Source organism: Terriglobus saanensis SP1PR4, assembly GCF_000179915.2.
Lineage (GTDB): Bacteria > Acidobacteriota > Terriglobia > Terriglobales > Acidobacteriaceae > Terriglobus > Terriglobus saanensis.
In genome coordinates this window covers 2,521,794-2,536,729 of the sequence record NC_014963.1, presented here as the reverse complement: position 1 = coordinate 2,536,729, position 14,936 = coordinate 2,521,794, and the positions used below count along the sequence as shown (strand labels likewise).

Sequence of the window (14,936 nt, the reverse complement as noted above, 5' to 3'; positions counted from 1 at the left end):
GGAACGTGAAAATACACTTCTGTCTCTCCTGCCAACTTTGAAAGCTCTGATGACCACGCATGATCAACGCACGATCGCGGATGGCGCCATAGACTTTTGGAAGACGAGCGGCAACGATCTCTTTGCGCTTGCCGATTCAGAAGGTCGCGTGATCACGGCGGACGCTCTGGGAACGCAGGATACCGACGATTTGAAACGTGATCTGCAGACTATTCTTGCGGATCATTCCGCACACTATCTTTTCAGCGATGGAAAACTCTACGAGTACTCGGAGCGCCCGATCTATTTTGGAAGCGAGGGAAGCGGGACCATCCTGGGTTATGTCATCAGTGGATATGCGGTAGATCACCACTTTCTGCTGGACGTTGGTCGTGGTGCGGGAGCGGAGGCGATGTTCCTCACGAGGAACATGATCGCGGTGAGTACTCTCTCCAAAGAGCAACAGAGCGAACTTGAGCGCCATCTGGCCTCCCTCCAGGTGGACGGCGAGTTGAATATGGCAATGGGGCGTGAGCGCTATCTGACCATTGGAACGGATCTGATCGATAGCGGGAGCGTTCCACTTCGACTTGTCGTCATGAAATCGTTTAACCAAGCCGAGAACGCAGAGCAGGAGATTAATCGACTCATCTTGCTCGCAGGCCTGTTGGCGATCATTCCCGGTGTTTCTCTGATGTTGTTCCTTGCCAGTATGGTGACGCGCCCCCTGGAATCTTTAGCTGCGGGTGTTAAGGCATTTGGGGAAGGAAATCTGAGCTATGATCTTCCAGCAGGTGGCACGCAGGAAGTGCGCTATCTGAGCCGCGTCTTTGCAGAAATGCGTGACGAGATTCAGAAAAAAAACAGGGCACTGCTAGAATCTGAACGTCTGGCAACGATTGGACGCATGGCTAGCTCGGTTTCGCACGATCTGAGACATTATCTGGCCGCGGTCTATGCCAACGCCGAGTTTCTCGCCTCCCCAGATGTTTCTCTCGACGAACGTCTGGAACTCTTTGAAGAGATCAGAATGGCCGTATACGGGACGACGGACATGTTGGATTCGCTCTTGATCTTTGGCAGTACAGGTGCCGCTTTACAGCGCGTGACTACTCCCATGAATGCTCTTGTGGAGCGGACGGTTGCGCGGGTTCGAACGCATCCAGATGCGGACCTCGTTCTGATTCGTATTGAAGAAACAGAGGGAGATACGGCGGCTGCGCTGGATGCCAGGCAGGTGGAGCGTGCGGTTTATAACTTATTGCTCAATGCCTGCCAGTCCGCGCGCGAAAGTGAAGGTCTGCGAGAAGTGAGCGTTCGGGTGAGCTCAGACGAATCGACCGTGAGTGTAAGCATCACGGACACGGGTTCCGGCGTTGCGGAGGGGATTCGCGAAAGCCTCTTCGATCCGTTTGTGAGCCAGGGAAAGCAAAAAGGAACCGGCCTGGGACTGACGCTTGCGAGCAGCGTAGCTCGCGAACATGGTGGAGAGGTAGAGCTGGTAAGCAGCGAGGCAGGCGCAACGGTATTTCGGCTTACCGTCTTGCGTTCCTTGCCCGATGAGATCAAGATAGTGCCCGTCTCTCATCCTCCCTCTGCGGTGGTTTTATGAAGAGGATCAGCAACCGACTCTTTCCAGCACTTGCGTTGATGGTTTTGTCCGCTCGTTCTTCTCATGGGCAGCAGACTTCCACACAGGCTGCACCCTCCGAGACCACGCAGGAAAAGGTGCAGCGGCTCAGCACTGCGGTATCGCAGGTACAGGCCCAGATGGAGGCCTACAAGACTCAACTGCAAGACTTGCAGACCCAGTTGGAATTGCTTCGCGAGCAGATGGCTAAAGAGAGCGGAGCCACGACGACGACGGTACCTACCGTTGCAACGAAGCGTCCGGACGTTGGTGGATCCTCGACTTCTATCGAAGAGATCAATGAGCGACAGGCGATCGACGAATCGCAGATTGCTACGCATGAGCAATCCAAGGTGGAGACTGCTTCTAAGTATCCGCTCAAGATCACTGGCCTTCTGCTCTTTAATAGTTACATCAATACACGCGGGGTCGATGTGCCAGCCAACCCAACCTATGCGCTTGGCGGCAGTGGAACCACCGGATTATCGCTGAGGCAGACGATTCTTGGATTTGATGCCCGCGGACCTCGCCTTTACGGTGCCACAAGTTATGCGGATTTGCGTGTGGACTTCTTCGGCAATAGTGGTTCACAGGCAAGCTACGCGGCCACGGGCCTTTTACGGCTTAGAACAGCGCACGCCGGATTGAAGTGGCAGAATACGGAGGCGTTTGTCGCACTGGATCGTGCCTTAATCGCCCCGAATATCCCGACTTCGCTGGTGGCGGCCTCCCAGCCCAATCTGGCCTGGAGCGGTGATTTATGGATGTGGGTACCGCAGATTGGACTGACCCATCGAATCGGTCTGGGTGACAGCAAGCGAATCGACGTTCAGGCGGCACTGATCGAACCAGCAGATCCTTTACTCCCTGGTACAACTCCGACAGTCAATGTGTCGCGTGCTGAAAGAAGCCGCTGGCCCGGTACAGAGGCACGCATAGCCTATGCCTCGGGCGAGCGTGGCGTTGGGCCTGAGATCGGAATCGGTGGCTATTTCAGCCCGCATATGACCAATAATAGCTCTCGCTTTGATGCGTGGGCGGGGACGGTGGATCTGCGTTTGCCGATCGGTCGGCATTTCGAAGCGACGGGGAATGCTTATCGGGGTCAGGCGCTGGGTGGACTGGGTGGTGGTGGATATGTCGATTATTACTACTACCAAAGTGTTGGAGGAGTGCAAAGCGCGCATGCGCTGGATGATGTAGGTGGCTGGGTTCAGTTGAAGGGGAAAGTTAACGAGAGGTTGCAGTTCAATGCAGGTTTCGGAATAGACAATCCCTTCGCGGAGGCCGTACGCGAAGCCGCCGCCAGTGCGACAGCCGCATCCGGTTATGCTGGGCTGGCGAAAAATCGTTCGATCTTCGGAAATGTGATCTACGGTCCAAGCAGTTATCTGCTCTTCTCCATTGAATACCGTAAGCTACGGACCAGTTATGCGAGCCAGTTTCCGCAGTCCAGCGACGTCATCGGTATCGGAGTGGGGTACAAATTTTGATGTGCGTAAAGACCAGGCGAATCTCCGGAGTGTGGCTGATAAGGGGAATTCTTCCACTGGTCTGCTGGTCTGGAACGCTTCAAGCGGCGACGGTCCGGGCACGGCTCGTACTTGTAAATAAGGACCAGATAGCCACGAAGTCGAAGAATTTCCCACCGTCGGTCCTTTGGCTGAAGCCAACTCGTCCCGATACCGTTTTTTTGCTTGCGCCTGGAAAATATAGTCTGCTGCAGAAGAACAAGATGTTTTCCCCTCACTTGCTTGTGGTGCCCGTGGGAAGCAATGTATCTTTTCCCAATGCAGATCCTTTCTTTCACAACGTCTTCTCCCTCTTCGATGGGAAGCGCTTTGATCTGGGGTTATATGAAGCCGGTTCCATGCGTACTGTGCTCTTCTCGCGCGAGGGAGTTTCCTATATTTTCTGCAACATCCACCCAGAAATGAGTGCCGTTGTGCTCTCGTTGGCGACACCATTTTACAGCGTTGCGGATGCGTTCGGAAACTTTCAGATAGGCTCTGTTCCAAGCGGAGAATATGAACTCCACGTTTGGGTGGAAGGCGGACAGCAGAGTGCATTGAACGACCTGACGCGCCGAGTTCGCATCACAAACGAATCGACCGACCTTGGGGAGATTCGTTTAGGAGCACAAAAAGAGCAGCATCATCTAAATAAATTTGGCCGTCCCTACGAGCCGGAGAGTAAGCCGGTTTACTAGGGATCCCGCTGATTCTTGATTATTTTCTTTCCCTGGGCTGAGTTGGAAATCACTCTGTGAGTTCTTGAATGAGCCAGGAAACGTTTCAACTTCAGTGGAGATCCCATCCCTCCGCGCGGCGACCTTGCTGCATCGCTGTCTGCACTTGTCCGTGGCATAGCGCGAGCGCACGGATGTGGAGTTCGCATGCCTTCCCTTAAATAAATATAAAAAAAAGTATTTCGAAGCGGAATAAAAAAGGCGCCTTGGTGTTTTTACTTTGCAACTCTCTTCTCAATAGTAAAAGTGTGTCGAAGCAGAACTAAGAAAAGGGCCCCGTATCTTTCCTTTGCACCCTCCTGCTCTCAGCTTCCAGCGGATTTCTCCGCCGGCGCGCTTGAGCTGTCTGTTGTCCAACCCTCAATGCTTGGCTTTGGAGAACTCATGAGACCCCAATCGATTCCCGGATTTTTTGTAGCCTTCGTCGCTACCTTTGTGCTGGCGTCTGCCCTGATGGCGCAGACCGCCGGTCCGGACATCACTACATGGCAGGTAAACCCGCAGCATACCGGCAATAACGCAAGCGAAACAATCCTCACTCCCGCAAACGTAGGGACCACCGGAAACTTCGGTCTTCTCTTTACGCAGGTACTAGACGGACAAACCTATGGCCAGCCGCTTTTCTTGAGCGCGGCCACGTTAGCCAAACTGCCCGGCAGTTTCAGCGATGCAAAATCTCACAATGTGGTCTATGTTGCCACTGAGCATAACTCCATCTATGCTTTCGATGCGGACGCGGATCTCCAAGGGGCGAATCCCAACGGGACGAACTCTTCTCCCTTGTGGAAGGCGAATCTTACCCCTGCTGGTGCAACAACCGTTCCCCAGACCGATGTAAGCTCGAGCGATATTCTAATAGAGCTTGGTATTACGACGACCCCTGTGATTGACCCCGTGTCCGGAACTATTTACGTTGTGGCCAAGGTCAAAAATCCTGCGTTTACCCCAACTCCCTACAAGCAATTTCTTCACGCGCTCGATGTGAAGACTGGCCTGGACAAGCCCGGCAGTCCGGTTGTTCTGGATTCGACGACGATCTCTTTCGATGGAACGCCGTTTCAGAAGCAAAACGATCTCGATCCTGTTACGGCTCCAACGGGGAAAATTCCCTTTTCGGCACTCCACGAACATCTCCGCTCAGCGATGGTTCTCTCTCAGGGCATTCTTTATCTAACCTATGCGTCGCATAGCGATACCCAGCCGTATTACGGCGAAATTCTGGCTTTTGACGCCAGCACCTTGAAGCTTGTGAAGACTTTTATCGCAACTCCGAATAGTGGAACCGTGAATGGAGATCCGACGCAACCACCCAATAAGACTGATCATGCCGCCGGGGAGGCAGGAATTTGGCAAGGTGGCGCTTCGCCAGCGATCGACGATGCAGGCAATTTATATTTCATAACCGGTAACGGTGCCTGGGATCAAAACGGCCCGACAGCCGATTGGGGCGAAAGTGTTCTTAAGCTCCCGGTCAGCCTTTCCGGTCCCATCCAGATATCCCAGCAGGACACTATGGACTATTTCACCCCTCATGACTGGCAGTTGCTCAATGACGGCTTTGGGATGACGGGTCTCCCCGGCGGTGATCGAGACCTAGGAGGTGGCGGCTTGTTGCTTCTGCCGGATCAACCTGGAAACCATACTCACTTGATGGTGGGCGGTGGCAAGGCGGGTACGCTCTATCTGCTGGATCGCGATAACCTGGGCGGTATTAACGCAAATGACGGCAGTGCCATTCAGGAGATCGTCGAACCAAATACTAATTCCATCTTTAATACACCGGCCTTTTTCAATGGGAGCATCTACTATGCTCCAGGCGGCAATCCCGTAGAGCGGCGAACACTCCAACTCGATGAAATCAATAGCGTCGTAAAGTTTTCGGATCCTCCCCAGACCACAGGCACAAACGATACCTTCGCCAATAAAGGCGCTACGGTCTTCATCTCATCCAACGGAACGACCAATGGAATCGTCTGGGCGGTTAAGTCCTCTCTCGAAGCGTATGACGCGACCAATCTCAGCAATCACATCTTTTCCTCTCGTACGAACGTTCCTGGTGTGGCGAACTCCGGTTGCACGACCGCAAAGTTCACAACCCCGACGGTGACCAACGGGAAAGCTTATCTCACTTGCTTCAACGGCACCACGAATCAAGGCTACCTCTTTGCTTACGGTCTCTTTCCTGCGGCTCCAGGAACTCCTGCGGCGCCCACGAATCTCACCGCACAGGGAATCTCTTCCAGTCAGATCACTCTCTCCTGGACCAACAACGTTCCCTCGGGGACAGCGTTCGCAGGGTTCACTATTATGCGGGCGACTTCTTCGACTGCTAATTTTTCGACGGTTGGGACTTCTGCCTCGAACTCGACGAGTTTTACGGACACAGGTCTTGCTGCGGGAACAACGTTCTTCTACAAGGTGGTTTCTACCAACAGCAACGGCAATTCTCTCAGCACGAATGTGGCTTCGGGAACGACCTTCCCACTCTTCCAGCCCTCCGGTCTGGTGGCTTATTGGCCTATGGACGATGGGCCAAACGCGACCAGCGTCGTAGACGTCACGGGCAACGGACACACAGCCACAATACCGGCCCGCGATGAAGCTCTCTTTTCCCCGGAGGGTTATATCGGTGGAGCGTGGGCCTTCCATGGGACGCAGTCGACGGACGAACTAATCGTTGCGGACAGCCCGGCTCTTCAATTTACCGCCAGCCAGAGCTTCACGCTTTCGGCCTGGGTCAAAGTAGACAATCTTACCGGTGCGGAGCAGCCTGTTCTCATCAAGTCTGCTGGTACCTCTTTCCCATATGGGCTCTTGGTCAATGCTGCGAATCGGTGGGTCTTCCGTGGAGCGAACGGAGATCTGGTCGGACCTCCCGTAACCCTCGGTGTCTGGACCAATCTTGCTTTGGTGCAGGATGCATTGCAGGCAAAGCGTTTTATCTATGTCAATGGTGTGCAGCAGTCACAGACGGCCGCAGCTCAAGAAGCGGACAGCCCGGGTACTCTCATCATGGGCGAAGAGACCATCAACAATGTTGTGTCCGGCTTTCAGGGCGAGATCGACGACGCTCGCCTCTACAACATTGCACTTCCTCCAGCTACCGTAACCAGCCTCCTGGCGCCTCCTGTATTGGAGGCCGCCTCTTTGCAAGCACAGGGAACAGCTGGCACCTTTGGTGTTACCTTGTATCCCGGCAGCGCAGCGCAAGTTGAGTCGCGCGTCGGATCGGTTCCGGGTAGTTATACCGTTGCTCTGCATTTCCCCGTGCCAGTTACTGGTATCACCGCCACGCTCGGTGTGCAGCAGGGCGCAACTCAAACTGCAGTGGGGCAGGTCAGCTCTGTGACCTACGACTCGACGCAGACGGTCGCAACCGTGGCTTTGACCGGAGTACAAAACGTCCAGGCCCTCAACCTCCATCTCGCAAACTTCTACGCTGTGAATGATGTGCCCGGCAAAGAGACCGGTGTTGCCGTCACCATTCCCGGTACTGCCGATATTCCCTTCAACGTGCTCCAGGGCGATGTTTCAGGAGATCGAAGAGTCGATCAAACCGATCTCAACGCTGTCACGTCTCAGGTCAGCGGCATTCCCGTGACGCAGACCAACGCAGTGATGGATGTCAACTGCGATGGCCTCATCAATGCTCAGGATTTGGCAATCATCCAGGGACAGTTGGGCAAGAGTCTCAATGTACAGACTGACGTCAACCTGGCTCTCTTCAAGACAACGGTTGCCCTCAGCACGAACGCAGGCAATGTTCCTGCGAACGCCGTGGACGGCATTGCGAACGACAACAGCCGATGGGAGAGCACCCAGAAAGTGGATCCTGAGTGGCTTTACATCGACCTCGGCGCATCGGCCCAGATCGACTCTGTCGATATCGATTGGCAGAACGCGTCGGCCAAAAACTATGTCCTCGAGTACAGCAATGACCAGACGGCCACACCGGCGAACTGGCTGCCATTCGCGACCATTACTAATAACCCTACTGGCGGAGGAGACGTCATCTCCCACCCGCAGACCGCCCCAGCCATCGGTCGCTTCGTTCGCATGACAGGCACTGTACGCAACACGGCCTTCGGCTATTCCATCGATGAGTTCAGGGTCTTTGGATTCTTCGTCTCCGACGCATCCACACGCATAGCACCTTCGATCACCAGTTCGACCACTGCAAGTGGAGTCGTCGGCTCAAGCTTCAGCTATCAAATTACCGCGAGCCAGACTCCTACGAGCTTTGGTGCGACCGGGCTTCCCGCCGGATTGAGCGTGAATGCTGCCGGTCTCATTACTGGAACTCCAACCACTTCAGGCACTACCTCGGTAACGATTACAGCTACGAACGCCACCGGCACTGGTTCCGGGACATTGACCATCACGATTAGTGCGCCTGTACTTCAGCCTCCTGCCAATCTTTCGGCGGTTGGCGGAACCGGTCAGATCAACCTCACCTGGTCGGCAAGCACAGGAGCAACGACGTACAGCGTCTTCCGCGGAACGGCCTCAGGAGTTGAGGCAGCCTTCGCGACGAATCTCGCCGGTACATCGTATGCAGATACTGCAGTGACTAATGGAACGAAGTACTTTTACTTCGTCAAAGCGGTCAACTCAAACGGTTCGTCGACGGCATCGAACGAAGTCTCTGCAATGCCGATTCCACCCATCGTTGTTCCATCGGCACCTACCGGCTTGACCGCTATTGCTGGCGACTCGACTGTATCGCTTACCTGGAATGCAAGCACCGGAGCAACCTCTTATAACGTTCTTCGTGGCACGACGGCAGGCGGAGAAAACGCGGCTCCGATCGCGTCGAATCTTACGTCCACCACGTTTACCGATACGACGGCTACGAACGGCACGACCTATTTTTATAAGGTCACCGCAACGAATACTGCCGGCGTCTCGGCCCAGTCCAACGAGGTCTCGACTACTCCAGCACAAGCCGCCTCTACGGCAGTGACCATCTATCAGATCGACGCAGGAAGCGCAGCAGCGGTCGGTTCCTTCAGCGCCGATCAAAGTAGCTTGGTCAGCGGCGGTACTACCAGCTCGACAACCAACACCGTCAATACGGCTGGTGTCGCCCATGCTGCTCCCATGCAGGTCTATCAGACCAATCGCTTTGGCACCTTTACGTACACTATCCCAGCACTTGTACCTGGTAATACCTACACCGTTTACCTGCACTTCGCCGAGACGTATTTCACAGCCACCAACCAGCGTGTCTTCGATGTCACACTCAATGGTCTGACCGTACTTTCAGCCTTCGATATCGTTCAGAAGGCGGGAGGCGCAAATATTGCAGTGGTCCAATCGTTTACCGCCACGGCAAACAGCAGCGGACAAATCCTGATTGGTTTTATTGCAGGTCCCCATGGCGTGAATAATCCCCAGGTCAATGGAATCGAAATCGTATCCAATGGAGGTTCCATGCCGCCGCCAACGGCTCCCACGGGCTTATTTCCAACAGGTGGCAACAAGCAGGTATCCCTTTCATGGACTCCGGGTAACGGGCCTACAGGTTCCTACCAGGTCTCCCGTGGCACGACCCCGGGTGGTGAAGCCAGCACCCCTATTGCTTCGGGAATCGCGGGAACCTACTTTATCGATACGACGGTTACGAATCTAACTACCTACTACTACACCGTAAAGGCGATGAACGCTGGAGGCATCTCTTCGGCGTCCAACGAAGTAGTTGTTGTTCCTGGGAAGGCAGTCGTTGGAACTCCGATTTATCAGATTGCTGCAGGTAGCACTGCGGCGGGGACAGCTATTGCGCCTTTCGCACTGGACGCAGACTTTGCCGGAGGCAATAGCTCCGGGACTGGAAATGCGATCGACACAACCACTGCTGTAAGTCCGGCTCCGCTCGCGGTCTATCAACACGAGCGTTCGGGCGGCACCTTCACTTACACTCTTCCCAATCTAACGCCGGGAGCAAAATACACGGTCCGGCTTCACTTTGCGGAGTTCTATTGGACTGCGGTAGGCAAACGGGTATTCAACGTGGCCATCAACGGTCTGACAGTTCTTCCTCACTTCGATATCGTCGCTACTGCAGGTGCAGCAAACAAGGCCGTGATTGAAGAGTTCACGGCGACGGCGGATTCTGCCGGGAATATTACGGTTCAATATTCTCCAGGATCTGCTGATCAACCGAAGGCAAGCGCGATCGAGATCTACCAGTAACGAAGCGAGCCGCCTGCCTTGGCATGCCAAGGCAGGTGGCAGCTTCGTTGTGCAGTTCCGCGACAATTCTCGAACCGACATCGATCGATGGAAGAAGGACATACATGACTTACTCCGTCAAAAGGTTTCCCCTCCTTTCATCACGTGCAAGGCTGACGCTTTTTACTTTTGCCGTGATGGAGATTCTCTCTAGAGGACAGTTTTTGCAAACGCAGAGCCTCCCTTCCGCGAAGCCCGTTGCATATCATGCCTCTCCTCTCGCTGCACGAGTGCAAACAGCTAGCGCTTCCGAGGCTTATATCGACTTTCTCCTCGCTCTTCGGCTAGCGGAGGATGGTAGCAAGCCGGAGGCTCTGCATCGGTTAGCGGAAAGTCTTCGAATCCAGAGCCAAGACAATTCTGCTTCCGGCCTTGCCTTTCAACTGCTGACTGAGCAGCGAGCCAACAGCCGTCTCATTCTGCGCGGACATACAGGCGTGATTACACACGCGGCGTACAGCCCGGATGGCTCAAAGATCGTGACTACGTCGGCAGACCACACGGCGCGGATCTGGGATGCATACAGTGGGCGCCAGCTTAGACCTTCACTACAGCATGCTGCCCGTGTGTTCACAGCGGAGTTTAGTCCGGACGGAAGACGCGTAGTGACCGGATCAGAAGATGGTACCGCACTCGTCTGGGACATCGAGACCGCGCGTCCGATCGGTACTCCCATGTATTTGAAAGAGGGCATTCCTTTGGCGCACTTCAGCCCCGACGGCAAATTGGTAGCGACGCTCTCGACCGATGGTAAGGTACGTCTTTGGAATGCAGAAACGGGACAGCCCGTTTCGCCAATCATCGGCTACCGTGGCGATGCTGTGTCTGTGGCCTTCAGCCCCGATAGCGCGCACGCCGTGGTCGCAACCTCGGAGAATATGGCCGATATCCTCGACGCGAAGACTGGAGCGCATCTACCCAACCCCATGCGACAGAACAATCTTGTTCTTACCGCCGTCTTCAGTGCCGATGGCAACACCGTTCTGACTGCTTCCGCAGACCACACGGCGAAGATCTGGGACGCAAGGACGCATCTACCTACGGGTTTCAGCTTCTCTCATGGCGCCTCCATCGAAGCCGCTGCCTTCAATCACGATGCCACGCGCGTGTTGACGACTTCTCTGGATCACACCGCACGTGTATGGGATGCGAAGACCGGTGAGCCGATTACGCCACCGCTTCAGCATGGTGCCGGAGTTGTTCGTGGGGCCTTTAGCCCCGACGGCAATTTTGTGGTGACGACTGCCGTTGATCGAGCGACCCGCGTTTGGGACGCCACCAGTGGGGAGCAGGTTTTCCTTCCCATACGCACCCCCGGCGTTGCGTCCACAGCTGTCTTCAGTCCCAACAGTTCTTCTTTGATGGTCTCCGAAGGTACGACCGTCCAAGTCTTCGACATACCGCCCACGGGCCCAACTCCAACTTGGGTCGCCGATCTTGCGGAGTACGCTTCCACCCAGACGAAGTACAACGCCCATGTTCCCGATCTGGAAAAGATCAAGCGCCTTCGTTTACAGCTTCTCGCCTCGAAGGACACGGATCCGTGGTCGACCTTTGGCCGTTGGTACTTTACCGAGAGTGGCGTTCGCCCTATATCGCCGTGGAATACCATAACGCTCAAACAGTACGTCGACTCTCTCATTGAGGTTGGCGACAAAGACTCCCTTCAGTACGCGGCGGAGCTGTCCCAGGATCATCCCGACTGGGTAATCAGGATCGCAGCCTTGCGAAAAGCACTAGGCGGTAATCCATCTGGCACATCCGTACTTGATGGGACTCGGGCAGGGATTCAAAAAACCCCATCTACTCTCGCCAGATAGGAAACGGCTCCGTCGTGAGAACAGGCTGGCGAAGTTCCTGCATGAGCGCGTGCTGCGGGCTGTGCTGGCAAACCGGGTCCATCGCGTTTGGATCGTTGGTGAGGAGCATGGCCTGGCAGCGGCATCCGCCGAAGTCCAGCTCCTTGCGCGCGCAACTCCGGCACTCCTCTGACATCCAGGCATCGCCACGAAAGCGCTGGAAGGCGGAAGAGAAATTCCAGATGGAAGAGAGATCTTCCGTTCGGACGTTCTGAAAGTGTATATCCGGGATCACCGCCGCCGCATGGCAGGGAAGCGCCTGGCCGATGGGATCGATGAGCATCGCCTGCTTTCCCCAGCCTCCCATGCAAGCCTTGGGATAGCTTCCGAAGTAATCAGGTACAACGGCTTCCAGATGGATTTTCCCTGCAAGCCGTTTCTTTGCTGCTTCCACGATCGGACCAGAGCGACGAACCTGTTCTTCCGTGGGCATCAGAAGATTGCGATTCTTGAGGGCCCAGCCATAATACTGAACGTGTGCGATCTCTAACCGATCCGGGCCAAGGGTCTCTGCTAATGCGATGAACTCTTCCAGCCGGTCGAGGTTAAGACGGTGTACCACCAGATTCATCGTAAAACCAATGGAGAAGCGTTTGATGATCGGAATCAGCGCGAGCTTGATCGCGTGCGCACGTGCGCCCGCAACATGATTCGCCGTGACTTCCTCAAGGTCCTGAAGGCTCAGTTGTAGATGATCCAGACCCGCTTCCACCAGGGTGGCGAGGCGGGCCTCGGTAAGACCAATACCGGACGTAATCATGTTGACGTAGAGCCCAGCCTCACGGGCGGCTCGAATCAGTTCTGGAAGATCCTTGCGCGCCAGTGGTTCTCCGCCGGTGAAATGAACATGCAGAATCCCGAGCAGAGCGGCCTGCCGGAAGACTTGGATCCAGTCCTTGGTGGAGAGCTCATCCTCTGCGCGTTGCATCTCGATCGGATTCGAGCAGTAGAGGCAATGCAGAGGACAACGATGCGTCAATTCGGCGATAAGCGAAAATGGTGGTGGCAGAAGCTTCCCGGATTGTTGGAAGCCGGTCACGGCTCATAGCGGATCACACCGCGTTGTTGCATCCGTTCCAGAAGAGCGAGGACGTCCTGCTGAATCAGTTCCGCAGGCACTCCAGGAAACTCTCCCAGCAGATCGGCCGCGATCTCGGCGATGCTGCGCTTGCCGTCAAGACGAGCAAGCACTTCACGCGCGGGGCCCTTCAGGTTGAGCGCTCCCTCAGGGATCAGCAGAGCCTCTCCACCGGGATGCAATCGGCAACCGAGAGAAAGTCTTGGAACGGAGTCGAGGTTCATCGCTGCTCCTTCAGTGCGTTCGTAATCTCTTCCTGGGGGACGAAGCAGCCGGGCGGAATGTTTCCGGGCGTGACATAGGCATAATCAATCGCGTCCAGTTGCGCCCAGAGGATCGCGCACTTGGCTTCCAGTGCCGCGACCACAGCTTCCTGTTCCGCGCGCGTGGCGGCATGTGTGGATACGTAGTCGAGAGCGAAGGCCGCATCTTCAGGGGCCTGCGTGAGCCGGTCGACAAAGTAAGCCAATCCGGATGTCAGATACGGATAGTGCTTCCTCATCTGGTCCATGCGTAGAGAGATGAGGTTGCGTGAGAAGAGTTCCGTGAGTGAGGAAGCCACTGCGACCAGAAGGGAGTTGTCCCGGACAAGCCCAAGGTAAGCATCGACGGCATAGCGAACGCCCGGCAGAACGCCGGTGCAGGAGATGACCTCCCTCCGTGAAAGTCCCGCGGCTTCTGCGAGTAGAAGCCATTTTTCGATGCCACCGTAGCCATCATGATCGCCATCGTGATCCAGAATGCGCTTTCGCCATGCGCGGCGGAAGTTCGGATCGTCCGACTTGGAAAGCACGAGAGCGTCCTTGATAGGGATACGGCTCTGGTAGTAGTAGCGATTGAGCGCCCAGGCCTGTAGTTGACCCTTGGTCAGTTCGCCGCGGTGCATCTTGAGGTGGAACGGATGCAAGTGGTGGTAGCGGTCTGAACCCACGCTCAGCAGTCGCTGATGGAGCTCGTCTTTAGAAAGAAGATTCATGCCGCCGCCTTCGAGGATGGGTGGAGCGTTAGCTCCCAACCGTCGTGACCGATCTGCCAACCGGCCCGGAGTGTCTCTTCGTGTTCCGCGCTCAGTGGATCGAGAATGGGATTGCTGTTGTTGATGTGAATGAGCACTTTAGTCGGGACGTTTATATTGCTTAGCAGGGCCAGTGTGCCATCTTCGCCCCCGAGAGGGACGTGCCCGATGGAGCGGGCCAGCGGGGTTCCGGTCTGCAGGCGGTTTAGTTCCGTATCGCTCCAGAAGGTAGCGTCCATCATGATGGCTTCGCAGGAACGGTAGAGGTGGCGCAGGTTGTCCGTGACCTCGGGGACGCTGGGTGTGTAGGCAATACGCTTGCCCTCGCACTCCAGGAGAAGGCCAATGCTGGCTTCGCCCTCCGGTGCACCGGGAATTGTAGAGGCATAGAAGGGAAGCGCGCCGGGCAGTGGAATCGGGGTGCACACGATCTGCGAGTCCGCGAGTGGAAAAGACTCATTAGGGCGGATGTCGATCCAAGTAATCTGACCCGGAAGGCGATCGAGCATACGGAAGAAACTATTGGCCTGCAGCGTCTGGCGGACCACTGAGGTCGCGTAAACGAGCAGCGGTTGGAATTCGCGGAGCAGTAAAAGGCCGAGTACTTGATCGAGATCTGCACTTGTCAGGATGATGGCTCGAATCGGCGTATTGCGTTGACCTTTCGTTGCTACCGGCTGAAGCTCGGGGGTCGCTTCGATCTGAGAACGAAGATCAGGGGAGGCATTGAGAAGGAACCAATTTTCTCCGTCGCTCGAAATTGCCGACTGAAGTTGTAGCCGGGCTGCAGCGCGCAAGGGCTGTTTCCGGCATAGATCGCACAACTGGCAGGCGCAGTTCCATTGGGGAAAGCCGCCACCGGCGGCCGTCCCCAGCAGTTTGAAGTGCAACATCCG

9 protein-coding genes are annotated in these 14,936 nt (G+C 55.6%); 5 read left to right on the top strand and 4 right to left on the bottom strand.

Going from position 1 to position 14,936, the window contains the following annotated elements:
• The first annotated feature begins 49 nt into the window (after positions 1–49).
• The 5 genes from ACIPR4_RS10485 (at position 50) to ACIPR4_RS10465 (ending at position 11,908) form a co-directional block, all read left to right on the top strand.
• A complete protein-coding gene (locus ACIPR4_RS10485; RefSeq protein ID WP_342612440.1) occupies positions 50–1,591 on the top strand; it encodes an ATP-binding protein in 1,542 nt (513 codons plus the stop codon).
• Positions 1,588–3,102 carry a hypothetical protein gene (locus tag ACIPR4_RS10480; RefSeq protein WP_013568639.1) on the top strand — a complete coding sequence of 505 codons (1,515 nt, stop codon included), beginning with the start codon at positions 1,588–1,590 and terminating at the stop codon, positions 3,100–3,102. Before ACIPR4_RS10485 ends, ACIPR4_RS10480 begins: the two co-directional genes overlap by 4 nt.
• 242 nt (positions 3,103–3,344) lie before the next feature.
• On the top strand, positions 3,345–3,818 hold the full coding sequence (locus ACIPR4_RS10475) for a hypothetical protein (RefSeq protein ID WP_187290283.1): 474 nt from the start codon (positions 3,345–3,347) through the stop codon (positions 3,816–3,818).
• Positions 3,819–4,241: 423 nt separating this feature from the next.
• Positions 4,242–10,049, top strand: a complete 5,808-nt coding sequence (locus ACIPR4_RS10470) for a malectin domain-containing carbohydrate-binding protein (protein WP_013568637.1) — start codon at positions 4,242–4,244, stop codon at positions 10,047–10,049.
• A 269-nt stretch (positions 10,050–10,318) separates the two neighbouring features.
• Entirely contained in the window at positions 10,319–11,908 is a 1,590-nt protein-coding gene (locus ACIPR4_RS10465; RefSeq protein WP_187290282.1) for a WD40 repeat domain-containing protein, read from the top strand.
• Here the strand turns inward: ACIPR4_RS10465 and pqqE are convergent.
• Genes pqqE through pqqB form a run of 4 tightly spaced genes read right to left on the bottom strand, consistent with a single transcriptional unit; the run spans position 11,892 to position 14,933 of the window.
• Positions 11,892–12,986 (bottom strand): pyrroloquinoline quinone biosynthesis protein PqqE, encoded by a 1,095-nt coding sequence (pqqE, locus tag ACIPR4_RS10460; RefSeq protein WP_013568635.1) that lies wholly within the window; start codon positions 12,984–12,986, stop codon positions 11,892–11,894. The two genes, ACIPR4_RS10465 and pqqE, sit on opposite strands and share 17 nt — an antisense overlap.
• Complete coding sequence (gene pqqD / locus ACIPR4_RS10455) at positions 12,983–13,249, bottom strand: pyrroloquinoline quinone biosynthesis peptide chaperone PqqD (RefSeq protein WP_013568634.1); 267 nt, start codon at positions 13,247–13,249, stop codon at positions 12,983–12,985. Before pqqD ends, pqqE begins: the two co-directional genes overlap by 4 nt.
• Entirely contained in the window at positions 13,246–14,001 is a 756-nt protein-coding gene (pqqC, locus tag ACIPR4_RS10450; RefSeq protein WP_013568633.1) for a pyrroloquinoline-quinone synthase PqqC, read from the bottom strand. Before pqqC ends, pqqD begins: the two co-directional genes overlap by 4 nt.
• Positions 13,998–14,933: a pyrroloquinoline quinone biosynthesis protein PqqB gene (gene pqqB / locus ACIPR4_RS10445; RefSeq protein ID WP_013568632.1), complete on the bottom strand. Its 936-nt coding sequence runs from the start codon at positions 14,931–14,933 to the stop codon at positions 13,998–14,000. Before pqqB ends, pqqC begins: the two co-directional genes overlap by 4 nt.
• Positions 14,934–14,936 lie beyond the last annotated feature (3 nt).